The sequence below is a fragment of the Streptomyces sp. Inha503 genome (assembly GCF_047215865.1).
Taxonomy (GTDB): Bacteria; Actinomycetota; Actinomycetes; order Streptomycetales; family Streptomycetaceae; genus Streptomyces; species Streptomyces lycopersici.
Window position 1 is genome coordinate 4,958,772 of the sequence record NZ_CP178360.1, and the last position, 26,213, is coordinate 4,984,984.

A 26,213-nucleotide genomic window follows, 5' to 3' on the forward strand; every position below is an offset into this window, starting at 1 on the left:
CGGGGGGTCCGGATGAGGGTGCTGCCGCGCTTCAGCCGTTACCGAACCTCTTGTCGATGAAGTCGAAGAGCTCGTCGTCACTGACCTCTTCGAACGCTTCCGCCTCGGCGTCCGCCCCGGCGTCGTCCGCGGGGCGACGCACGTCGTTCCACTTCGCCAGCAGCGTCTGTAGGCGCACGGCGATGTTCGCATGCGCGGCCTCGTCCTCCGTCACCGAGACCAGCTCCTCCGGCGTCAGCGAGGACAGGCTGTTCTCCAACCGCTCCAGCTCCTCCAGTACGGGCACTCCTGGGCCCTCGGCGTCCGGCGCCACTTCCTCGCGCAGATGGCGCGCGAGCGCCACCGGCGTCGGGTAGTCGTAGACCAGCGTGGCCGTGAGCTTCAGCCCGGTGGCCGCGTTCAGCCGGTTGCGCAGCTCCACGGCGGTCAGCGAGTCGAAGCCCAGCTCCTTGAACGCCTGCTCCGCGCCCACCTGCTCCTTCGACGCGTAACCCAGCACGGCGGCCACCTGACGGCGGACCAGGTCGAGCACGGTCCGCTGCCGCTGGGCCTCCGACTGCCCGGCCAGCCGCTGGGCCAGGGTGCCCTCGCCGGTGTCCGCCACGGCCTCCGGGGCGGCGGCGCCGCCGGCCGCGGCGCGGCGCACCGGCGTGCGCACCAGGCCGCGGTAGAGCGGCGGCAGTTCCCCGGTGGTGGCGGCGGCGCGCAGCGTCGCCATCTCCAGCCGTACGGGCACCAGGACCGCCTCGTCGGCCACGGCGTGGGCCGCGTCGAACAGGGCGAGCCCCTCCTCCGCCGACAGCGGCAGCACCCCGCCGCGCGCCGCCCGCTTCTGGTCGGCCTCGCCGAGCCTGCCGCCCATGCCCCGCTCCTCGGCCCACATGCCCCACACCAGGGACAGCGCGGTACGGCCGGTTGCGCGGCGGTGGCCGGCGAGGGCGTCGAGGAAGACGTTCGCCGCCGCGTAGCCGCCTTGGCCCGCGCCGCCCAGCGTGCCGGCCGCGGCCGAGAAGAGTACGAAGGCGGACAGGTCCAGATCGCGGGTCAGCTCGTGGAGGTTGACCGCCGCGTCGACCTTGGGCCGCAGCACCGTGTCCACCCGCTCGGGCGTCAGCATGTCGATGACGCCGTCGTCGAGGACGCCCGCGGTGTGCACCACGGCCGTCAGCGGACGGTCGGCCGGAATGGTGGCCAGCAGCCCGGCCAGCGCCTCCCGGTCGGCCGCGTCACACGCGGCGACGGTGGCCCGCGCGCCCAACTCGGCGAGCTCCGCCACCAGTTCGGCCATACCGTCGGCGGCGGGGCCGCTGCGGCTGGTCAGCAGCAGATGGCGGGCGCCGTGCGCGGTGGCCAGATGGCGGGCGAAGAGCCTGCCCAGACCACCGGTGGCACCGGTGATCAGCACGGTGCCGTCCGGGTTGATGGGCTTGGCGGTCCCGGTGGTCTGGGCAGCGTCGACGGCCTGGACGGTGTCGGCGGCGTCGATGGCCTTGGCGGCCCCGGTGGCATCGACAGCCTCGGTGGCACCGGTAGCGCCGACGGCCTCGGTGTCCCCAATGACCCTGGCGGCCCTGGTGGCCCCGGTGGCGTCGGTGGCACCGGTGGCGTCGATGGCACCGACGACCCCGGCAGAGCCGACGACCTCAGTGGCACCAATGACCCTGGCGGCCCCGGTGGCATCGACAGCCTCGGCGGCACCGGTAGCGCCGACGGCCTCGGTATCCCCAATGACCCTGGCGGCCCTGGTGGCCCCGGTGGCGTCGGTGGCCTCGGTGGCACCGACGACCCTGGCAGCGCCGACAGCCTCGGTGGCACCGACGACCCCGGCAGCGCCGACAGCCTCGGTGGCACCGACGACCCCGGCAGCGCCGACAGCCTTGGCCGCCTTGGCGGCCTCCGTGGCCGGGGCCGCCTCGACCCTGGCCAGGCGTGGTGCGTACGCCGTCCCGGCGCGCAGGGCCAGTTCGGGCTCGTCCGAGTCCAGTGCCGACGCGATCGCCGGGTACGACATCTCGCCGTCCACGTCCAGCAGGACGAACTGGCCCGGGTTCTCCGTCTGCGCGGACCGCAGCAGACCCCACACCGGGGCGTGTGCCAGGTCCGCCACCGCCGTGTCACAGGCCGCGGCGACCGCGCCACGGGTGACCACCACCAGCCGGGCCGCACCGGGCCGGCCGCCGTTCAGCCACTCCTGGACCAGGGCCAGGACGCGGTGGGTGGCGGTGTGCGCACCGGCGGCGAGGTCGCCCTCCGCGGCGCCCGGCTCGGGTGGGAACGGCACCAGCACGGTGTCCGGCGCGGGCCCGCCCGCCTCGACCGCCGCGTTCAGCGATACGAGGTCGTCGTGGACCGTGGCATGGAACCCGGCCGTCTCCAAAGCCACGCTCAGCTTGAGCTCATCGCCGCCGATGACGGCGAAGCCCGCCGACGCGGCCTCGGACGGCGCCGCGACCGGCGCCCAGTCGATACGGAACAGCGACTCATGGCGGTCGGAGGCGGCCGCACCGGCGATCCGGTCCACCTCCAGCGCCCCGGTCACCAGCGCGTCAACCGACGCCACCGGCACACCCGACTCATCGGCCGCCACCATCGACACCGCGCCGTCCTCGGTCGGCGCGAGCCGTACGCGCAGCGCCTCGGCGCCCACCGCGTACAGGCTCAGCCCACGCCAGGAGCGCGGCACCGCGGCACCGCCCGCGCCCAGCGCCAGCGGCTGTGACGCGCCGTCCAGCAGGGCCGGGTGCAGGGCGAAGCGGGCCGCCTCGGGCTGCCGCTCCTCCGCGATACGCACCTCCGCGAACACCTCCTCGCCACGCCGCCAGACGCGGCGCAGGCTCTGGAACGCCGGGCCGTGCAGCAGCCCGGCGCGCGCCATGCTCGCGTACAGCTCATCGGTGTCGACCGGCTCCGCGTCGGCGGGCGGCCAGACGGACAGCGACTCGGCGCCGCCAGCCGGGGCCTCGGAGGCGAGCACACCGGCGGCGTGCCGGGTCCACCGCCGGTCCGTGTCCGAGCGCTCGTCACGCCCGTACACGGCCAGCGGGCGACGGCCGTCACGGTCCGGCTCGCCGACCGACACCCGCAGCCGCACCCCGCCCCGCTCCGGCAGGACCAGCGGCTCGTCCAGGGTCAGCTCCTCCAGCAGCGCACAGCCCACATGGTCCCCGGCGCGCACCGCCAGCTCCACGAACGCGGAGCCCGGCAGCACGGCCGTGTCCGCGACCGTGTGGTCCGCCAGCCACGCGTGCGTGGCGAGCGACAGCCGACCGGAGAACACATACGCGTCCGCGTCGGGCAGTTCCACCGCCGCGCCCAGCAGCGGGTGGTCGGCCGAGCCGAGCCCCGCCGAGGCCACCTCGTCCAGGCTCAGTTGGGCGTCGACCCAGTAGCGGCCGCGCTGGAAGGCGTACGTCGGCAGCGCGACCTTCCGCGCGCCCGTACCGGCGAAGAACGCCTCCCAGTCCGGGGCCAGGCCACGGACGTACAGCCGGGCCAGCGCGCCTGTCACCGCCTCGGCCTCCGGCCTGCCCTTGCGCAGCGCGGGCAGCAGCTCGGCCGCGTCGGGCTCGGCCAGGCAGTCCTGCGCCATGGCGGTGAGCACACCGTCGGGGCCCAGCTCGACGTACGTGGTGACGCCTCGGGCTTCCAACGTCCGCACGCCGTCGAGGAAGCGGACCGCCTCGCGGACGTGGCGCACCCAGAAGTCGGGGCTGGTGATCTCCTCGGCGGAGACCACATCCCCGGTGAGGTTGGACACGATCGGGATCCGCGGGGCCTCGTACGACAGCCCCTCCGCGACCTCGCGGAACGCCTCCAGCATCCCGTCCATGCGCGGCGAGTGGAACGCGTGGCTGACCGTGAGCCGCTTGGTCTTACGGCCCTGCGCCTCGAATACGGCCGCGATCTCGGCCGCCGCGTCCTCATCCCCCGCGATGACCACGGAGGTCGGACCGTTGAGCGCGGCGATGGACACGCGCTCGGTGAGCAGCGGCGCCACCTCGTCCTCGGACGCCTGGACGGCGATCATCGCGCCACCGGCCGGAAGCCCCTGCATCAGACGGCCACGCGCCGCCACCAACTTCGCCGCGTCCGCGAGCGAAAGAACGCCCGCCACATGGGCCGCCGCCAGCTCACCGATCGAGTGGCCGGAGAGGAAGTCCGCCTTCAGACCCCACGCCTCCGAAACCAGCCGGAACAGCGCCACCTCAACCGCGAACAGCGCGGGCTGAGTGAACCCCGTCTGGTCCAACACGGACGCGTCCTCGCCGAACAGCACCTCCCGCAGCGGCCGCTCCAGGTGCCCGTCCAGGTGCGCGCACACCTCGTCCAGCGCGTCAGCGAACACCGGGAAGGCGTCGTACAGCTCACGACCCATGCCGAGCCGCTGGCTGCCCTGCCCCGTGAACAGGAACGCCACCTTGCCACCGGCCACCGAACCCTGGACCAGGCCCGGCACCTCGGACTCGCCCCGCGCCAGCGCCGCGAGACCGGCCGACAGCCCGTCCCCGGTGTCCGCGGTGAGCACGGCCCGGTGGTCGAGGGCGGCGCGGGTCGTAGCCAGCGAGTAGGCCACATCGGTGGCGGCCGGTACGGTCTCGCCGCCGAGGTGGGCCAGGAGCCGTTCGGCCTGCCCCCGTACGGCGGCCGGGGACTTGCCCGACAGCACCCACGGCACCGTCGGCAGCTCCACCGCCGGGGTGGCGGCGGGAGTCTCCTCCGACCCCGACCCCGACCCCGACCCCGGCTCCCGCTCCGGCTCCGGGGCCTGCTCCAGCAGGGTGTGCGCGTTGGTGCCGCTGATGCCGAACGCCGACACCGCGGCCCGGCGCGGACGGCCGGTCTCCGGCCACTCCCGCGCCTCCGTCAGCAGCTCCAGCTCACCCGCGGACCAGTCGACATGCGGGGTCGGCTCGTCCACGTGCAGCGTCGGCGGCAGCACACCGTGGCGCAGCGCGAGCACCATCTTCATCACACCGGCGACACCGGCCGCGGCCTGTGTGTGCCCGATGTTGGACTTGATGGAGCCGAGCCACAGCGGTCGGCCCTCCTCGCGGTCCTGGCCGTACGTGGCGAGCAGCGCCTGCGCCTCGATCGGGTCGCCCAGCTTGGTGCCCGTGCCGTGGGCCTCGACCGCGTCCACCTCGGACGCCGACAACCCCGCACCCGCCAACGCCTGACGAATCACCCGCTGCTGCGAGGGACCATTCGGCGCCGTCAGACCATTCGACGCACCGTCCTGGTTGATGGCCGAACCACGCACGACCGCCAGCACCTCATGACCATTGCGCCGGGCGTCCGACAGCCGCTCCACGAGCAGCATGCCCACACCCTCACCCCAACCCGTACCATCCGCACCCGCCGCGAACGCCTTGATCCGCCCATCCGCCGCCAACCCACGCTGACGACTGAAATCCACAAACGAACCCGGCGTCGACATCACCGTCACACCACCGGCCAACGCCAACGAACACTCACCCGCCCGCAACGCCTGAATCGCCCAGTGCAACGCCACCAACGACGACGAACACGCCGTATCCACCGTCACCGCCGGACCCTCAAGACCCAGCGCATACGACACCCGACCCGACATCACACTGGCCGCGTTACCCGTCCCCATGAAGCCGTCGCCGCCGTCCGGCGAGTGGAGGACGAGCGACATGTAGTCCTGGCCGTTGGTGCCCGTGAACACGCCGACCTGCTGGCCGCGCAGCGTGGTCGGATCGATCCCGGCCCGCTCGAACGCCTCCCACGACGTCTCCAGCAGCAACCGCTGCTGCGGATCCATGGCAAGCGCCTCGCGCGGCGAGATACCGAAGAACGCCGCGTCGAACTCCCCGGCGTCCGCCAGGAATCCGCCCTCGCGGACATAGCTGGTGTTCTCGGTGGCCGAGTCCGGGTCGTACAGCGCCTCCAGGTCCCAGCCGCGGTCGGCCGGGAAGCCCGTCACCGCGTCCTGCCCGGAGACCAGGAGCCGCCACAGCTCCTCCGGCGACCGCACACCGCCCGGGAAGCGGCAGCTCATCCCGACGATCGCGATCGGATCGTCGGCGACGGCCACCGCCGTGGACGGCACACCGGCCACCGTGTCGGCCGCGCTCTCCTCGCCCAGGATCTCCGTACGGAGGTGGGCGGCGAGCGCCGAGGACGACGGGTAGTCGTACACCAGGGTGGGCGGCAGCCGCAGCCCGGTCACGGTGTTCAGCCGGTTGCGCAGTTCCACCGCCGTCAGCGAGTCGAAGCCCAGGTCCCGGAAGGCCCGGTCCGCCTCGACGGCCTCCGCGTCGGAGTGGCCCAGCACCTCGGCTACGGCCGAGCGCACCAGGTCCAGCAGCAGCCGCTCACGCTCCGCCACCGGGGCCCCCGCGAGCCGCTGGGCCAGCGAGGACTCGTCCGCGCCGACACCATTCGTGACCGCCCCAAGGCCCTCGGCCTCCAGCGCCGTACGCGCCTCGGGCAGCTCCCGCAGCAGCGGGCTCGGCCGGGAGGCGGTGAAGCCGGGGGCCAGCCGCTCCCAGTCGATGTCCGCGACCGTCACCGCGGTCTCGTCCAGGTCAAGGGCCCGCTGGAGTGCGGCGATGGCCAGGTCCGCCGCCATCGGCGGCACCCCGGCGCGGCGCATGCGCTGCTCCAGCGCGTCGTCCGCGGCCATCCCGCCCTCGGCCCACGGGCCCCAGGCCACCGAGGTGGCGGGCAGGCCCTCGGCCCGGCGGCGCTCGGCGAGCGCGTCCAGGAAGGCGTTGGCGGCGGCGTAGTTGGCCTGACCGGCGGCGCCGATCGAGCCCGCGAACGACGAGAACAGGACGAAGGCCGTCAGGTCCAGGTCCAGGTCCCGCGTCAGCTCGTGCAGGTTGGCCGCGGCGTCGGCCTTGGCACGCAGGACGGTGGCGAAGCGCTCGGGGGTCAGCGACTCCAGAACGCCGTCGTCCAGCACCCCGGCCGCGTGCACCACCGCCGTCAGCGGCAGTTCGGCCGGGAGCCCGGCCACCAGCGCGGCCAGCGCCTCGCGGTCGGCGGCGTCGCACGCGGCGACGGTGACCCGGGCGCCCGAGGCGGCGAGTTCGTCCCGCAGCTCGGCCGCACCGGGGGCGTCGAGGCCACGGCGGCTGGTGAGCACCACGTGTTCGGCGCCCTTGTCGATCAGCCAGCGGGCCACATGCGCGCCCAGCGCGCCCGTACCGCCGGTCACCAGCACCGAGCCCGCGCCCGGCCGCCAGCGGCGGCCACGCTCGGCCATGGCGGCCTTGGCGGTGTCGGAGGGCTTGGCGGCGTCGGAGGTATTGGCGGCGTCGGAGGGCTTGGCGGCCTTGACGGTCTTGGCGGTGGTCTCGGCGGCCCGGGTCAGCCGGCGGCCGAAGACACCCGTGGCGCGCACCGCCACCTGGTCCTCGCCGTCGCCACCGGCCAGCACACCCGCGAGCCGCGACAGCGCGCGGTCGTCCGCCGTCTCCGGCAGATCGACCAGACCGCCCCACCGCTCGGCCAGCTCCAGGGCCGCGACCCGGCCCAGGCCCCAGACCCGCGCCTGCCACGGGTCCACCGGACCGTCCGCCCGGCCGGTCGAGACCGCGCCGCGCGTGGCGACCCACAGCGGCGCGTCCACGGTCAGGTCACCCAGCGCTTGCGCCAGGGCGGCGGTGCGGAGCAGCCCATCGGCCCCCTCCGTCAGGGACGGCAGCGCGAACACCCCGGCCACCGGGGCGTCGGCGACCGCCTCGCGCAGCAGCTCGGCCATGCCCGTACGGTCTGCGGCGGCCAACTCGACCGTCCGCACCTCGGCGCCGCGTGCGGACAGCGTCCGTACGACACCCTCCGCAAGTGTGCTATCCGACGCGTCGGCCGGGGCGACGACCAGCCAGCGGCCGGTCAGCGTCCCCTCGGCGCGGGCGGTCACCGGCTTCCAGGTCACCTGGTAGCGCCAGGCGTCCACGGTGGACCGCTCGCCCTGGCGGCGCCGCCACGAGGACAGCATCGGCAGGACGGCGCCCAGCGAGGAGAGCGCGTCGGCGTCGGCGTCCTCGGACTGGAGCGTCCCGGCCAGAGCCTCCAAATCCTCCCGCTCGACGGCCTCCCAGAACCGCGCGTCCACGGAATCCATGGCCGCGACGGTCTCGCGGACCTCCTCCGGGTTCTCGACCCAGAAGCGCTGCCGCTGGAAGGCGTAGGTCGGCAGCTCGACCGCGCGGGCCCCCGTACCGGCGAAGAACGCCGCCCAGTCCAGGGCGAGCCCCCGGGTGTGCAGCGCGGCGAGCGCCGCCGTCAGCGCCACCGGCTCGGTACGCCCCTTGCGGAGCGCCGAGACGAAGGCGGCGGCATCGCCGGACACACACTCCTGGGCCATGGCGGTGAGCACACCGTCGGGGCCCAACTCGACGTAGGTGGTGACGCCCTGGACCTCCATGGTCCGGACGCCATCGAGGAAGCGGACGGCCTCGCGGACGTGGCGCACCCAGAAGTCGGCCGTCGTGATCTCCTCGGCGGAGACCACGGTGCCGGTTAGGTTGGAGACGAGCGGGATGCGCGGAGCCTCGTACGTGAGCCCCTGTGCCACCTCGCGGAACGCGTCCAACATGCCGTCCATGCGGGGCGAGTGGAACGCATGGCTCACCGTGAGCCGCTTGGTCTTACGACCCTGCGCCTCGAAACCGGACGCGATCTCAGCCGCCGCGTCCTCATCACCCGCGATGACTACGGAGCTCGGACCGTTGAGCGCGGCGATCGAGACCCGCTCGGTCAGCAGCGGCGCCACCTCGTCCTCCGACGCCTGGACGGCGATCATCGCGCCACCCGTCGGAAGCTCCTGCATCAGACGGCCACGCGCCGCCACCAACTTCGCCGCGTCCGCCAGCGACAACACACCCGCCACATGCGCGGCGGCCACCTCACCGATCGAATGCCCGGAGAGGAAATCAGGCCGCAGCCCCCACGCCTCCGAAACCAGCCGGAACAGCGCCACCTCGACCGCGAACAGCGCGGGCTGAGTGAACCCCGTCCGATCCAGCACCGCCGCGTCATCCCCGAACAGCACCGTCTTCAACGGCCGCTCAAGGTGCGCATCCAGCTCATCGCAGACCGCGTCCAACGCCTCCGCGAACGCCGGGTAGGCGTCGTACAGCTCACGCCCCATCCCCAACCGCTGGCTCCCCTGCCCCGTGAACAGGAACGCCACCTTGCCGCCCTCGGCCACCGTTCCCTGGATCAGCCCGGCCGCCGACTCGCCACGCGCGAGCGCCTCCAGACCGGACAGCAGCCCGGCGCGGTCCTCGCCGATGACCACCGCGCGCCGCTCCAGCGCCGCCCGGCCCGTGGCCAGCGAGTGGCCGACGTCCGTGGTGTCCAGCTCGGGGTGGGTGGTGAGGTGGGCGAGGAGCCGTTCGGCCTGGCCGCGCAGGGCGGCCTCGGACTTGCCCGAGAGCGCCCACGGAACCGCCGGAAGCTCCGCCACCGGACGACCGGTCGCGGGAGCGTCCTCAGCGGCCGGGGGCTGCTCGATGATCGTGTGCGCGTTCGTACCGCTCACGCCGAACGACGAGATGGCCGCCCGGCGCGGCCGGTCGAGCTCAGGCCACGGCCGGGCCTCGGTCAGCAGCTCGAGGTCGCCCGCCGACCAGTCCACATGCGGGGTGGGCTCGTCGATGTGCAGGGTCTGCGGAAGCACCCCGTGACGCATCGCCATGATCATCTTGATGATGCCCGCGACACCCGCGGCGGCCTGGGTGTGGCCGATGTTGGACTTCAGCGAGCCCAGCCACAGCGGCTGCCCCTCCGGCCGGTCGCGGCCGTAGGTGGCGAGCAGGGCCTGGGCCTCGATCGGGTCGCCCAGCGTCGTACCCGTGCCATGCGCCTCCACCACATCGACATCGGCGGTGGTGAGCCGGGCGCTGGTGAGCGCGTCACGGATGACGCGCTGCTGGGACGGGCCGTTGGGCGCCGTCAGACCGTTGGAGGCGCCGTCCTGGTTGATGGCGGAACCCCGCACGACCGCCAGCACGCGGTGGCCGTTGCGCCGTGCGTCCGACAGCCGCTCGACGAGCAGCATGCCCGCGCCCTCGGCCCAGCCGGTGCCGTCCGCCGACGCCGAGAAGGACTTGCAGCGGCCGTCGGTGGACAGCCCCTGCTGGCGGCTGAAGTCGATGAACGTGTCCGGGGTGGCCATGACGGTCACACCACCGGCCAGCGCCAGCGAGCACTCGCCGTTGCGCAGCGCCTGCGCGGCGAGGTGCAGCGCCACCAGCGACGACGAACACGCCGTGTCGATGGTGACCGCCGGGCCCTCCAGACCGAAGGTGTACGCCACCCGTCCCGATGCGATGCTGCCCGCGCCGCCCGTGCCGAGGTAGCCCTCAAGCCCTTCGGGGACGGCGGTGAGCCGGGTCAGATAGTCGTGGTACATGACGCCCGCGAAGACACCGGTCCTGCTGCCGCGCACGGCCGCCGGGTCGATGCCCGCGCGCTCGAACGCCTCCCACGACGTCTCCAGCAGCAGCCGCTGCTGCGGGTCCATCGCCATGGCCTCGCGCGGGTTGATCCCGAAGAAGTCGGGGTCGAAGTCGGCGGCGTCGTGCAGGAAGCCGCCCTCGCGGGTGTAGCTGGTGCCCACCTGGTCGGGGTCGTCGCTGTAGAGCGCGTCGAGGTCCCAGCCGCGGTCGACGGGGAAGTCGGAGATGGCGTCGGTGGCGCCGATGACGAGCTGCCACAGCTCCTCGGGGGTGGTGACCCCGCCGGGGTAACGGCAGCTCATACCGACGATGGCGATCGGCTCGTCCTCGGTGACGGCCGCCACCGGGACCGGGGTGTGCACCTCCGCCGACTCCTCGCCCACCAGCTCGGTCCGCAGATGGCGGGCCATCACCTGCGGGTCCGGGTAGTCGAAGATGAGCGTCGCGGGCAGCCGCAGCCCGGTGACCGTGTTGAGCTGGTTGCGCAGCTCGACGGCGGTCAGCGAGTCGAAGCCCAGCTCCTTGAACGCCCGGCCCGAACCGATGGTCTCCGCGCCCGCGTAGCCGAGCACGGTGGCCACCTGCGCCCGGACCAGGTCCAGCAGCAGCCGCTCCTGCTCGGGCTCGGACAGCCCGGCGAGCCGCCCGGCAAGACCGGACTCGCCACCCGCCGCGACCGCGTCCACCGCCCGCCGCGCCGGGCCCCGCACCAGGCCGCGCAGCAGTGGCGAGATCGCGGGCTGGTTGCGCAGCGCCGCGAGGTCGAGGCGCATCGGCACGAGGGACGCCTCGTCGACGGTGACGGTCAGCGCGGCGTCGAAGAGCCGCAGCCCCTCCGCCACCGGCAGCGGGGGCACTCCGGCCCGCCGCATCCGGGTGATGTCGGCCTCGTCCAGGGTGTCACCCATGCCGCCACCGGCCCACAGGCCCCATGCCAGCGCGGTGGCGGGCAGGCCCTGGGCGGCGCGGTGCTGGGCGAGGGCGTCCAGGAAGGCATTGGCAGCCGCGTAGTTGGCCTGACCCGGGCCGCCGAAGACACCGGCGGCCGAGGAGAACACTACGAACGCCGACAGGTCGAGGTCGCGGGTGAGCTCGTGGAGGTTCCAGGCCGCGTCCGCCTTCGGGCGCAGCACCTTGGTCAGTCGTTCCGGTGTCAGCGAGCCGATCACGCCGTCGTCCAGCACACCGGCCGTGTGCACGACCGCCGTCAGTGGGTGCTCGGCGGGGATGGTGGCGAGGGTCGCGGCGAGTGCGTCACGGTCCGCCACGTCGCAGGCCGACCAGCGCACCGTGGCGCCCAGCTCGGCCAGTTCGGCGGTCAGTTCGGCTGCGCCGGGGGCCTGGTCGCCGCGGCGGCTCACGAGCAGCAGATGCCGTACGCCACGCTCGGCTGCCAGGTGGCGGGCGAACAGGCCGCCCAGTGAGCCGGACGCGCCGGTGATCAGCACCGTGCCGTCCGGGTTCCACGCGGGGGCCGCGTTGTCGGCGGTGGACGCGGCGCGGGCCAGGCGTGGCGTCTTGAGGACGCCCTGTCGCAGCGCGACCTCGGACTCGCCGCTCGCGAGGACGGCGGGCAGTGCGGTGGGCAGTGCGGCCCGCGAGTCGTCGTGGCCGTCGAGGTCGATCAGGAGGAGCCTGTCCGGGTTCTCGGACTGTGCCGAGCGCAGCAGACCGCGTACGGCGGCCCCCGCGAGGTCCGTCACCGGCTCGCCGGTTGTGGTGGCCACGGCTCCTGAGGTCAGCAGGACCAGCCGGGAGTTCGTGAAGCGGTCGTCGGCCAGCCAGGTCTGGAGGAGGTGGAGGGCTTGGGTGGTGGCGTCGTGTGCGGCTTGGGTGGGGTTTTCCCCTATCCCGCCCCTTCCCACAACTTGGGGCTCCGCCCCAAGGCCCCGGTCCTCAATCGCCGGACGGGCTTGGTGCGTCAGGTCCACCACTATCTGGTCCGGCAGGGCCGTTCCGGAGTCGACGGCCTCGCCCAGCGCCGCCAGGTTCGGGTACGCCGTGGCGCCCAGACCGAACGCCTCCGGGCCCAGCACCGCCCAGCGGCCGTCGGCCGAGTCCGCGGGTGCGGGGGGCGTCGTCCACTCCACGCGGTACAGCGACTCGTGGTAGGCCGTGCGTGCGGTCTCCAACTGCTCGGCCGAGACCGGGCGCAGCACCAGCGAGTCCACGGTGGCGACCGGTGCGCCGGTGGCGTCCGCGATCTCCAGCCGGACGCCGTCGCCGCCCACGGCGGCCATCCGCACCCGCAGCGTGGCCGCGCCGCTCGCGTACAGCGACACGCCGGTCCAGGCGAACGGCAGCCGCCCCTCGGTCTCGGTGCCGCCGAGCCCGGCCAGGCCGAGTGCGTGCAGCGCGGCGTCCAGCAGCGCCGGGTGCAGCCCGAACGCGGCGGCCTCCTCGGCCGTGCCCTCGTCCAGTACCACCTCGGCGAACACCTCGTCACCGCGCCGCCACGCCTTACGAAGCCCCTGGAACGCGGGGCCGTACGCGAAACCGACGTCCCGCAGCTCGGCGTAACGGTCACCGACCTCGACCTCGGCGGCGTCCGCCGGAGGCCATGCGCTCAGCTCGAACGACGCCTCCGGCGCACCTCCGGACGCCAGCACACCGGACGCGTGCCGGGTCCACGGCTCCTCGGCCGACAGATGCTCGGCCCGGGAGTGGAGTTCCAGCGGACGGCGGCCGGTGTCATCGGCCGCGCCGACCCACAGCCGCAGTTGGACACCGCCGTCCTCGGGCAGGACCAGCGGCGCCTCGAGGGTCAGCTCCTCCAACACCTCGCAGCCGACCTGGTCGCCGGCGCGGACCGCGAGCTCCACGAACGCGGTGCCGGGCAGCAGCACCGTGTCCATGATGGTGTGATCGGCGAGCCACGGATGCGTGGACAGTGCCAGCCGTCCCGTGAACAGCATCCCGTCCGCGCTGGGTAGTTCGGCACTGGCCCCGAGCAGCGGATGCTCGGCCTCGCCCAGCCCGACCGCGGCCACGTCGCCGAGGAACAGCGACGAGACCTTCGGCCAGTAGCGCTGCCGCTGGAAGGCGTACGTGGGCAGCGCGGCCAGCTCGTCCGGCGCCAGCCGGGTGGCGCCCGTTCCGGCGTAGAAGGCCGTCCAGTCCACCGCCACGCCACGGACGTGCGCCCGTGCCACGGCCATGGTCAGCGCCTCGGCCTCGGGACGGTCCTTGCGCAGCACGGCGGCGAAACCCGCCACATCGGCGTCGGCCACGCACTCCTGTGCCATCGCGGTCAGGACCCCGTCCGGGCCCAGTTCGATGAACGTGGTGACGTTGCGCGCTTCGAGGGTGCGAATGCCATCCAGGAAGCGGACGGCCTCGCGGACGTGGCGCACCCAGAAGTCGGGGCTGGTGATCTCCTCGGCGGAGACTACGTTCCCGGTGAGGTTGGAGACGATCGGGATGCGCGGGGCCTCGTACGACAGGCCCTCCGCGACCTCGCGGAACGCCTCCAGCATCCCGTCCATACGCGGCGAATGGAACGCATGGCTCACCGTGAGCCGCTTGGTCTTACGACCCTGCGCCTCAAAACCAGCCGCGATCGCGACAGCCGCGTCCTCATCACCCGCGATGACCACGGAGGTCGGACCGTTGAGCGCGGCGATCGACACGCGCTCGGTCAGCAGCGGCGCCACCTCGTCCTCCGACGCCTGCACCGCGATCATCGCGCCACCGGCCGGAAGCTCCTGCATCAGACGGCCACGCGCCGCAACCAACCGCGCCGCATCCGCCAACGACAACACACCCGCCACATGGGCCGCCGCCAGCTCACCGATGGAGTGCCCGGAGAGGAAGTCGGGCCGCAGCCCCCACGCCTCCGAAACCAACCGGAACAACGCCACCTCAACCGCGAACAGCGCGGGCTGAGTGAACCCCGTCCGATCCAGCGCCTCCGCGTCATCCCCGAACAGCACCGTCTTCAACGGCCGCTCAAGATGCCCGTCCAGCTCATCGCACACCGCGTCCAACGCCTCCGCGAACGCCGGGTACGCGTAGTACAGCTCACGCCCCATCCCCAGCCGCTGGCTCCCCTGCCCCGTGAACAGGAACGCCACCCGGCCACCGGCCACCGAGTCCCGCACGAGCCCGGTCGCCGTACGCCCCTCGGCGAGCGCTTCCAGAGCGGACAGCAGCCCGGTCCGGTCCTCGGCGACCAGCGCCGCGCGCTCCTCGAAGGCCGAGCGGCCCACGGCGAGCGCGTACCCGAGGTCGGCGGTGCGGAGGTCGGTCCGCGCGGTCAGGTGGCCGTGCAGCTGCTCGGCCTGGGCGCGCAGCCCGTCTTCCGTACGGGCCGAGAGCAGCACCGGCAGGGCCGACCGGCCCTCATCGGTGTCCGCGACAGCCTCCGCGACGTCGGCCGCCGGGGCCTCTTCCAGCACGGCGTGGGCGTTGGTACCGCTGAAGCCGAACGACGAGATGCCCGCACGGCGCGGATGGCCGGTCTCCGGCCACTCCCGCGCCTCCGTCAGCAGCTCCAGCTCACCCGCCGACCAGTCCACATGCGGGGTGGGCTCGTCCACGTGCAGGGTGCGTGGCAGCACCCCGTGCCGCATGGCGAGGACCATCTTCATCACACCGGCGACACCGGCCGCGGCCTGCGTATGGCCGATGTTGGACTTGATGGAGCCGAGCAGCAGCGGCTGCCCCTCCACCCGGTCCTGGCCGTACGTGGCGAGCAGCGCCTGCGCCTCGATCGGGTCGCCCAGCCGGGTGCCCGTGCCATGGGCCTCGACCGCGTCCACCTCGGACGCCGACAACCCCGCACCCGCCAGCGCCTGCCGGATCACCCGCTGCTGCGACGGACCGTTCGGCGCCGTCAGACCATTCGACGCCCCATCCTGGTTGACCGCCGTGCCGCGCACGAGCGCGAGCACCGGGTGGCCGTTGCGCCGCGCGTCCGACAGCCGCTCCACGAGCAGCATGCCCACGCCCTCGCCCCAGCCGGTGCCGTCCGCACCGGCCGCGAACGCCTTGATCCGGCCGTCCTCCGCGAGTCCGCGCTGACGGCTGAAGTCCACGAACACACCGGGCGTGGACATCACGGTCACACCGCCCGCGAGCGCGATCGAGCACTCGCCGCCGCGCAGCGCCTGGATCGCCGAGTGGAGGGCGACCAGCGAGGAGGAGCAGGCGGTGTCGATGGTGACCGCGGGACCTTCGAGGCCGAAGGTGTAGGCGAGCCGGCCCGAGATAACGCTGGCCGCGTTGCCCGTGCCCATGTGGCCTTCGAGGCCCTGCGAGTCGCCCAGCAGCAGGGACAGGTAGTCCTGGCCGTTGGTGCCGACGAAGACACCGGCGGTGGAGCCGCGCAGCGTCGCCGGGTCGATGCCCGCGCGCTCGAACGCCTCCCACGACGTCTCCAGCAGCAGCCGCTGCTGCGGGTCCATGGCCAGGGCCTCGCGCGGCGAGATGCCGAAGAACGCCGGGTCGAAGTCGGCCGCGTCCCGCAGGAAGCCGCCCTCGCGGACGTACGAGGTGCCCTCGACGTCCGGGTCCGGGTTGTAGAGCGTGTGGAGGTCCCAGCCGCGGTCGGCGGGCATGTCCGAGATGACGTCCGTGCCGGACACCAGCAGCCGCCACAGCTCCTCGGGGGTGCGGACACCGCCCGGGAAGCGGCAGCTCATCGCGACGATCGCGATCGGATCGTCGTCGGCCGCCACGCCCGCCACCGGCAACGCGCCGCCCGTGGCCACGGCCTGCCCGCCGAGCAGTTCGGCGAGGAGGTGGTCGGCGAGGGCGAGCGGTGTCGGGTAGTCGTAGATCAGGGTGGCGGGCAGCCGCAGATCGGTGGCGGCGCCCAGGCCGTTGCGCAGTTCGACGGCGGTGAGGGAGTCGAATCCGATGTCGCGGAAGGCCCGTTCGGCGCTGACGTCGGACACATCGGCGTGGCCGAGGACGTCCGCCACATGGGTCCGTACGAGATCCAGCAGCGCCCGGTGGCGCTCCGCCTCGGGCAGGCCGAGGAGGCGCCGCGCGAGCGCGGAGGCCGTCTCGGCGGGTGCGGCCTCGCCGGTCGCGGTGGCGGCGGCCCGGCGCACCTCGGGCAGGTCGGCCAGCAGGGGGCTGGGGCGGCCCGCGGTGAAGCCCGGCGCGAACCGGTCCCAGTCGACGTCCGCCACGGTCACGGCCGCGTCGCCCAGGTCGAGGGCGCGCGCCAGGGCGTCGATCGCGAGATCGGCGTCCATCGGTGGCATCCCGGCGCGGCGCATGCGCTGCTCCAGCGCCTCGTCGGCGGCCATGCCGCCCGCGGCCCACGGGCCCCAGGCGATCGAGGTGGCGGGCAGGCCCTCGGCGCGCCGCCGCTCGGCGAGCGCATCCAGGAAGGCGTTCGCGGCGGCGTAGTTGGCCTGGCCCGCGGCGCCCACGGTGCCGCTGGTCGAGGAGAACAGCACGAACGCGGACAGGTCGAGACCGCGCGTCAGCTCGTCCAGCGCGAGCGCGGCGTCGGCCTTGGCGCGCAGGACGGTGGCGAAGCGCTCGGGGGTCAGCGACTCCAGCACGCCGTCGTCCAGCACCCCGGCCGCGTGCACCACGGCCGTCAGCGGGAGTTCGGCCGGGATGTCGGCGAGGAGCCGCGCGAGCGCGCCCCGGTCGGCCACATCGCACGCGGCGACCGTGATCCGGGCGCCGGACGCGGCGAGTTCATCGCGCAGCTCGGCCGCGCCCGGGGCGTCCAGGCCACGGCGGCTCGTGAGCACCACGTGCTCGGCGCCCTTGGCGATCAGCCAACGGGCCACCTGGCCGCCCAGCGCGCCCGTACCGCCCGTCACCAGCACCGTGCCGCGAGCGCTCCAGCCCTCGGACTCCGCCACCCGCCGTGCGGTCGCCCGCGCCAGCCGGCGGCCGAACACCCCGGAGGCGCGGACGGCGATCTGGTCCTCGTCCCCGGCCCCGGCGAGCACCACGGCGAGCCGCGACAGCACCCGGTCGGTCATCGTCTCGGGGAGGTCGACGAGACCGCCCCAGCGGTCGGGCAGCTCCAGGGCCGCCACCCGGCCCAGGCCCCAGACCTGGGCGCGGGCGGGGTCCACCGGCTCGCCCTGACGGCCCGTCGAGACCGCGCCCCGGGTGGCACACCACAGCGGTGCGTCGATCGCGGCGTCGCCCATGGCCTGCACGAGGGCGGCCGTGGGCAGCAGGGCGTCGGCGTCCCCGGTGGCCAGCAGTGAGAGCACACCGGCCACGGCGCCGCCTTCGGCCGCCGTACGCAGCCGCTCAGCGATGGACGCGCGGTCCTCGTCGGTCAGGTCCAGCCGTCGTGCTTCGGCGCCCCGCCCGGTCAGCGTACGGACGACACCGTCCGTCCACGCCTCGGCGGCGGCGTCCTCGGCGGGGGCGACGACGAGCCACACCCCGGACAGCCGGGCCGCGGAGCCCAGCGACAGCGGCTTCCACGCCACCTGGTACCGCCAGCCGTCGACGCCCGCGGCGGCGAGGCTCGCCACCGGTTCCTCGGGCCAGTAGCGGCGGTGCTGGAAGGCGTAGGTCGGCAGATCGACACGGTGCGCGCCGGTCCCGGCGAAGTACCCGGCCCAGTCCGGCGTCACGCCACGCACATACGCGCGGGCGACGGCCGTGGTCAGCGCCTCGGCCTCGGGACGGTCCTTGCGCAGCACGGCGGCGAAGGCGGCGTCCTCGCCGGTCACGCAGTCCTGGGCCATGGCGGTCAGGACACCGTCGGGGCCGAGTTCGATGAAGGTGGTGACGCCCTGGGCTTCCATCGTCCGGATGCCATCGAGGAAGCGGACGGCCTCGCGGACGTGGCGCACCCAGAAGTCGGCCGTCGTGATCTCCTCGGCGGAGACCACGGTGCCGGTCAGGTTGGAGACGATCGGGATGCGCGGGGCCTCGTACGTCAGCCCCTCGGCCACCTCGCGGAACGCCTCCAGCATCCCGTCCATGCGCGGCGAGTGGAACGCATGGCTGACCGTGAGCCGCTTGGTCTTACGGCCCTGCGCCTCGAAACCGGAAGCGATCGCGACAGCCGCGTCCTCGTCACCCGCGATGACCACGGAGCTCGGCCCGTTGAGCGCGGCGATGGACACCCGCTCGTTGAGCAGCGGCGCCACCTCGTCCTCCGACGCCTGGACGGCGATCATCGCGCCACCGGCCGGAAGCTCCTGCATCAACCGCCCACGCGCCGCAACCAACTTCGCGGCGTCGGCGAGCGAGAGCACACCCGCCACATGCGCGGCGGCCAGCTCACCGATCGAGTGACCCGACAGATAGTCCGGCGTCAGCCCCCATGCCTCGACCAACCGGTACAGCGCCACCTCGACCGCGAACAGCGCGGGCTGGGTGAACCCGGTCTGGTCCAGCGCCTCGGCGTCGTCCCCGAACAGCACCGTCTTCAACGGCCGTTCAAGGTGTACGTCCAGCTCATCGCAGACCGCGTCCAGCGCCTCCGCGAACACCGGATAGGCGTGGTACAGCTCGCGGCCCATCCCGGGCCGCTGGCTCCCCTGCCCCGTGAACAGGAACGCCGTCTCGCCCTCGGCGACCGCGCCCTCGACCAGCCCCGGCGCGGACTCCCCCCGCGCCAGCGCGTCGAGACCGGCCAGCAGGTCGTCCCTGCCGTCCGCGACCAGCACCGCGCGGTGGTCAAGCGCGGCGCGGCCGGTGGCCAGGGTGTGGGCCACGTCGGCCGGAACGAGGTCGGGCTGGGCGGTCAGATGGGCGTACAGCCGCTCGGCCTGGGCGCGGAGGGCGGCGGTGCCCTTAGCCGAGAGCGCGTACGGCAGCACACCGGAGCCGTCCCGCTCGGCGTCCGCCACCGGCTCCGCGGCGATGGCCGGGGCCTGCTCGATGATGGTGTGCGCGTTGGTGCCACTGATGCCGAACGAGGACACCGCGGCCCGCCGCGCGCGGCCGGTCTCCGGCCACGCCATCCGCTCCGTCAGCAGCGCGATGTCACCGGCCGTCCAGTCGACATGCGGCGACGGCTCGTCCACGTGCAGCGTCCGCGGCAGCACACCGTGCCGCATGGCCATCACCATCTTGATGATGCCCGCGACACCGGCCGCCGCCTGGGCGTGGCCGATGTTGGACTTGATGGAGCCCAGCCACAGCGGCTGCCCCTCGGCCCGCTCCTGGCCGTACGTGGCCAGCAGCGCCTGCGCCTCGATCGGGTCGCCCAGTGTCGTACCCGTTCCGTGGGCCTCGACCACGTCCACATCGCCGCTGGTCAGCCCGGCGCTGGTCAGCGCCTTGCGGATGACGCGCTGCTGGGACGGGCCGTTCGGCGCGGTGAGGCCGTTGCTGGCGCCGTCCTGGTTGACGGCCGAGCCGCGCACCACGGCCAGCACCTGGTGGCCGTTGCGCCGCGCGTCCGACAGCCGCTCCACGAGCAGCATGCCGACGCCCTCGCCCCAGCCCGTGCCGTCCGCACCGGCCGCGAACGCCTTGCAGCGGCCGTCGGCGGCCAGCCCGCCCTGGCGGCTGAACTCGGTGAAGTGGCCGGGCGTCGTCATCACGGTGACACCGCCCGCGAGCGCCATCGCGCACTCGCCCTGGCGCAGCGCCTGGATCGCCCAGTGCAGCGCCACCAGCGACGACGAACACGCCGTGTCGACGGTGACCGCCGGGCCCTCCAGACCGAGGGCGTAGGCGATACGGCCGGACATGACGCTGCCCGCGTTGCCCGTCATCACATGGCCCGCGACCTCCGAACCGGCCTGCTCCAGACCCGCGTCGTAGCCGCTGTAGGCCGCGCCCACGAACACGCCGACCGAGCGGCCGCGCATCGAGTCCGGGTCGATCCCGGCGCGCTCGAACACCTCCCAGGACGTTTCCAGCAGCAGCCGCTGCTGCGGGTCCATGGCCAGCGCCTCACGCGGCGAGATCCCGAAGAACGCGGCGTCGAAGAGGTCCGCCTCGTGCAGGAAGCCACCGGCGCGGGCGTAGTCGGACGGGCCCGCGTCGGCCTCGGCGCCGTCCGCCGCCCACTGGCTCTCCCAGTTGCGGTTGACGGGGAATCCGGTGATGGCGTCCGAGCCCGTGGCCACGAGCTGCCACAGGTCCTCGGGCGAGCGGACGTCGCCGGGGTAGCGGCAGCCCATCGCGACGATGGCGATCGGGTCGTCGGCGAGCGAGGCGGCGGTGTGCGTCGTGTCCGTGGCCTCGGCCTCGGCCTCGTCGTCATCCGGGCCGAGGAGTTCGGCGCGCAGATGGTCGGCGAGGACGGTGGGGTTGGGGTGGTCGAAGACGATCGTGGTGGGCAGCTTGAGCCCGGTGGCGGCGGAGAGCCGGTTGCGCAGTTCGACGGCGGTGAGCGAGTCGAAGCCCAGCTCCTTGAAGGCCCGGCGCGCCTCGATGGCGTCGGCGGAGGCATGGCCGAGGGCCGTGGCCACATGGCCGCGTACGAGGTCGAGCAGCGTCCGGCGGCGCTCGTTCGGGGAGAGCGCGCGCAGCCGGTCCGCGAGGGACGAACCGGCGGCGAGCGCGCCCGCGGCGGTGCGCCGGCCGGTGGTCCGGATCAGCTCGCGCAGCAGCGCCGGGACCGGACCGGATCCGGCGGCGGAGCGCAGCGCGGCGAGGTCGAGTCGGGCTGGGACCAGCAGGGTACGGCCGGTGCGGTGGGCGGCGTCGAAGAGCGCCATGCCCTCGTCGTCGCTGAGGGCGCCCATGCCGCTGCGGGCCAGCCGCAGCAGATCGGTCTCGGTCAGACCGCCGGTGATCCCCCCGGATCGGGCCCACAGGCCCCACACCAGCGAGGTGGCGGGCAGGCCCGCCGCGTGACGGTGTGCGGCGAGCGCGTCGAGGAAGACGTTGGCCGCGGCGTAGTTGGCCTGGCCCGCGCCGCCCAGTGTGCCCGCGATGGCGGAGAACAGCACGAACGCGGACAGGTCGAGGTCGCGGGTCAGCTCGTGCAGATTCCACGCCGCGTCCACCTTCGGACGCAGCACCCGCTCCAGCTGCTCGGGTGTCAGGGCGGCGGCCGTGCCGTCGTCCAGCACACCGGCGGTGTGCACGACGGCCGTCAGCGGATGCTCGGCCGGGACGGCGGCCAGGGTGGCGGCGAGCGCGTCGCGGTCCGCGGCGTCACAGGCGGCGAGGGTGACCTCGGCGCCGCGCGTACGGAGTTCGGCGGCCAGTTCGACGGCTCCGTCGGCGTCCGCGCCACGGCGGCTGGTCAGCAGCAGGTGGCGTACGCCGTGCTCGGCCACCAGGTGGCGGGCGAGCAACTGGCCGAGGGCACCGGTGCCGCCGGTGATGAGCACGGTGCCGTCGGCGTCGAACGCGAGGGCGGGGGCGGGGGCCTTGGAACCGTTGCCCGGGGCAGGGGCTGGGGCGGAGCCCGGGGCCGGAGCCGAAGCCGAGGTCGCACCCGAGGTCGACCCCAGGGCGGGGACCGAGCCCAGGCCCGGAACCGAGCCGCCCGGGGTCGAAGCCGAGCCCGCAGCCGGACCCGACTCCGAGCCCGAACCGGAGCCCAGGGCCGACGCCGAGGCCGGGGCCGGACCCGCGGCCGGGACCGACGCCGAGGCCGGGGCCGAACCCGAGCCCGGGGCCGGGGCGCGGGTCAGGCGGGGGGCCAGGGGGTGGCCCGTGCGCAGGGCGAGTTCCGGTTCCCCGGTGGCCAGGGCGTCGGAGAGCGCGTCGGCGGAGGTCTCATCGAGGTCGACGAGGACGAAACGGCCGGGGTTCTCCGTCTCGGCGGAACGCACCAGACCCCACAGGGGCGCGTGTGCCAGGTCGGTGACGCCCTCCTCGGCATCAGCGGCCATCGCGCCCCGGGTGACGAGCACCAGGCGCGCGTCGGCGAACCGCTCATCGGCCAGCCAGCCCTGCACCAGGGCCAGCGCACGCCGCGCCTCCTGGTACGCGGCCTCGGCCACGTTCTCGTTCGCGTCGCCGTCGTCATCACCGTCGCCGTCGCCGGATATGGGCGCGAAGGACGCGAGGACCAGCTCGGGAGCGGTGGTGTCGCCCGCCTCGACGGACGCGCCCAGCGCGGCCAGATCGGGGGCGGAGTCGGCGGCCGCTCCGGCCGCGACCAGCCCGAACGGGTCCTCTCCCAGGACGATACGGCGAGCGACGGCATCCGGCCCGGCGGAGGCGGTCCGCGGGGCCACCCAGTCCAGCCGGAACAGGCTCTGCCGCGCCACATCCGCGTCCCCGGTGAGGTCGTCGGGCAGCGGACGGCGGCGCAGGCCATCCACGGCGGCGACCGGCTCGCCCGTGGCGTCGGCCAGCGCCAAGGACACCGTGTCGGCTCCGGCGGGCGCGATCCGTACGCGCAGCGCGGACGCGCCCTCCGCGTACAGGGAGACGCCCTGCCAGCCATCGGTCAGCTGGGCACCGTCGCGGCCGTGGAGGGCGTGCAGGGCGGCGTCCAGCAGCGCCGGGTGGACGGCGAACTCCTCGGCGCCGGGCTTGGCGTCGTCGTCCAGCCGGACCTCGGCGAAGAGTTCGTCCCCGCGCCGCCAGGCGGCCGTGAGCCCCTGGAACGCCGGGCCGTACCGCAGCCCGTCCTCGGCCAGCCGGGCGTAGAGCGCATCGGGCTCGATGGCCTCGGCGGCGGTCGGCGGCCACTCGGCGAGGTCGAACGACGGGCTCGGGGCGCCGGAGGTGAGCACTCCGCTCGCGTTGCGCACCCACGCCGTGTCGGCGGCGGCGTCCTCCGCGCGGGAGGAGACCGTGAACGAGCGGCGCCCGGTGTCGTCCGGCGCGCCGACCGTGACCTGGAGCCGGACGCCACCGCGTACGGGCAGTACCAGCGGGGTATGCGGGGTCAGCTCGTCGAGGAGGTCACAGCCGAGCTGGTCACCGGCCCGGACGGCAAGCTCCACGAACGCCGAACCCGGCACCACCACCGCGTCCCGGACCGTGTGCTCGGCCAGCCACGGATGGGTGTCGAGACCCAGCCGTCCCGTGAACACCAGCCCATCGGACTCCGCCAGCGGCACCGCCGCGCCCAGCAGCGGATGCCCCGCCAGCTCCAGCCCCACGGACGCCACATCGCCCACGGACACCGCGCCCGGCTCCAGCCAGAACCGCTCGCGCTGGAAGGCATACGTCGGCAGGTCCACGCAGTGCGCGCCGGTCCCGGCGAAGTACGCGGCCCAGTCGGGTGCCACACCGCGCACATGGGCACGTGCGACGGCCGTGGTCAGCGCCTCGGCCTCGGGACGGTCCTTGCGCAGCACGGAGATGAACCCGGCGTCGGACGCGGAATCGGTCACGCAGTCCTGGGCCATGGCGGTGAGCACACCGTCCGGGCCCAACTCGATGAACGTGGAGACGTTCTGCGCCTCAAGGGTCCGCACCCCGTCCAGGAAGCGCACGGCCTCGCGGACATGGCGGACCCAGAAGTCCGCGGTCGTGATCTCGTCCGCGGAGACGACGGCACCGGTGAGGTTGGAGACGATCGGAATGCGCGGAGCCTCGTACGACAGCCCCTCGGCCACCTCGCGGAACGCGTCCAACATGCCGTCCATACGCGGCGAATGGAACGCATGGCTCACCGTGAGCCGCTTGGTCTTACGACCCTGCGCCTCAAAACCGGAAGCGATCGCGACAGCCGCGTCCTCGTCACCCGCGATGACCACGGAGGTCGGACCGTTGAGAGCCGCGATCGAGACCCGCTCGGTCAGCAGCGGCGTCACCTCGTCCTCCGACGCCTGCACCGCGATCATCGCGCCACCGGCCGGAAGCTCCTGCATCAACCGCCCACGCGCCGCCACCAACTTCGCCGCGTCCGCGAGCGACAGCACACCCGCCACATGGGCCGCCGCCAGCTCACCAATCGAGTGCCCGGAGACGAAATCGGGCCGCAGACCCCACGCCTCCGAAACCAACCGGAACAACGCCACCTCAACCGCGAACAGCGCGGGCTGAGTGAACCCCGTCCGATCCAGCACCGCCGCGTCATCCCCGAACAGGACATCCTTCAACGGCCGCTCAAGATGCGGATCCAGCTCCGCACACACCTCATCCAGAGCCTCCGCGAACACCGGATAGGCGTCATACAGCTCACGCCCCATCCCCAGCCGCTGACTCCCCTGCCCCGTGAACAGGAACGCCACCTTGCCACCGGCCACCGAGCCCTCGACCACACCCGGCGCGCCACGACCCTCCGCCAGCGCACCCAGCCCCGCCAGCAGCCCGTCCCGGCCCTCGGCCACCACCACCGCACGGTGCTCAAAGGCCGACCGCCCGGTCGCCAGCGAGAACCCCACATCCACCGGACGCAGCTCGCCCCGCGACTGCACATGCGCCACCAACCGCTCCGCCTGAGCGCGCAGCGCATCCGCACCCCGCCCCGAAAGCACCCACGGCACCACCCCCGGAGTCACATCACTCGCAGGAGCCACAGCACCCAAAGGCGCCTCAGCCGCCTCGACCTTCGGCGCCTGCTCGATGATCGTGTGCACATTCGTACCGCTCACACCGAACGACGAGACGCCCGCCCGGCGCGGCCGGCCGGTCTCGGGCCACGGCCGCGCCTCGGTCAGCAGGGACACCTCGCCCGCCGACCAGTCGACATGCGGGGTGGGCTCGTCCACGTGCAGCGTGCGCGGCAGCACACCGTGCCGCATCGCCATGACCATCTTGATGACGCCACCGATACCGGCGACGTTCTGGGTGTGGCCGATGTTCGACTTCAGCGAGCCGAGCCACAGCGGCCGCCCTTCCGGCCGCTCCTGGCCGTACGTGGCGAGCAGCGCCTGTGCCTCGATGGGGTCGCCGAGCGTCGTACCCGTGCCATGGGCCTCCACCGCGTCCACGTCGGCGGCGGTCAGCCGGGCGTTCTCCAGGGCCTGCCGGATGACACGCCGCTGGGACGGCCCGTTCGGCGCCGTCAGGCCATTGGACGCACCGTCCTGGTTCACGGCGCTGCCACGCACCACCGCGAGCACCGGGTGGCCGTTCCTGCGCGCGTCCGACAGCCGCTCGACCAGCAGCACGGCCACACCCTCGGACCAGCCGGTGCCATCCGCCGAGGCCGCGAAGGACTTGCAGCGGCCGTCGGCGGAGAGTCCGCGCTGGCGGCTGAACTCCACGAACACGTCCGGGGAGGACAGCACGGTCGCGCCCGCCGCCACCGCCAGTGAGCACTCGCTCTGCCGCAGCGCCTGGACCGCCAGGTGCAGCGCGACCGAGGAGGAGGAGCAGGCGGTGTCGATGGTGGCCGCCGGGCCCTCGAGACCGAAGGCGTAGGAGAGCCGTCCGGACGCGACACTGGAGGCGGTGCCGGTGAGCAGATGGCCCTCGACACCCTCCGGCAGGTCGTACTCCCCCGCGCCGTACGCCTGCGTGGACGCGCCGACGAACACACCGGTCCGCGAGCCCCGCACCGTCGCCGGGTCGATCCCGGCCCGCTCGAACGCCTCCCACGACGTCTCCAGCAGCAGCCGCTGCTGCGGATCCATCGCCAGCGCCTCACGCGGCGAGATCCCGAAGAAGCCCGGGTCGAACCGGCTGGCGTCGTACAGGAAGCCGCCTCCGCGGGCGTAGAACGTGCCCTCGCGCTCCGGGTCCGGGTCGTACAGCGCCTCGATGTCCCAGCCGCGGTCGTCGGGGAAGCCGGAGATGGCGTCCTGGCCGTCCGCGACGAGCCGCCACAGCTCCTCGGGGCTGCCGACACCGCCGGGGAACCGGCAGCTCATGCCGACGATCGCGATCGGTTCCCGGGAGGCGTCGGTGAGCTGCTGGTTCTGTTTCCGCAGCCGCTCGGTTTCCTTCAGCGAGGCCCGCAGCGCGTCAACGAGCTTTTCGTTGGGGGTTGTCATCGTGTACTCCGTGCTTGGGCCCGCG

The 26,213-nt window shown here is 73.8% G+C and carries 1 protein-coding gene; it reads right to left on the reverse strand.

Annotation, left to right across the window (positions count from 1 at the left end; translation table 11 throughout):
• Positions 1-31: 31 nt before the first annotated feature.
• Positions 32-26,188, reverse strand: coding sequence for a type I polyketide synthase (locus tag ACJX2R_RS20480; RefSeq protein ID WP_413101307.1), 26,157 nt, complete (start codon positions 26,186-26,188; stop codon positions 32-34).
• Between the last annotated feature and the right edge of the window lie 25 nt (positions 26,189-26,213).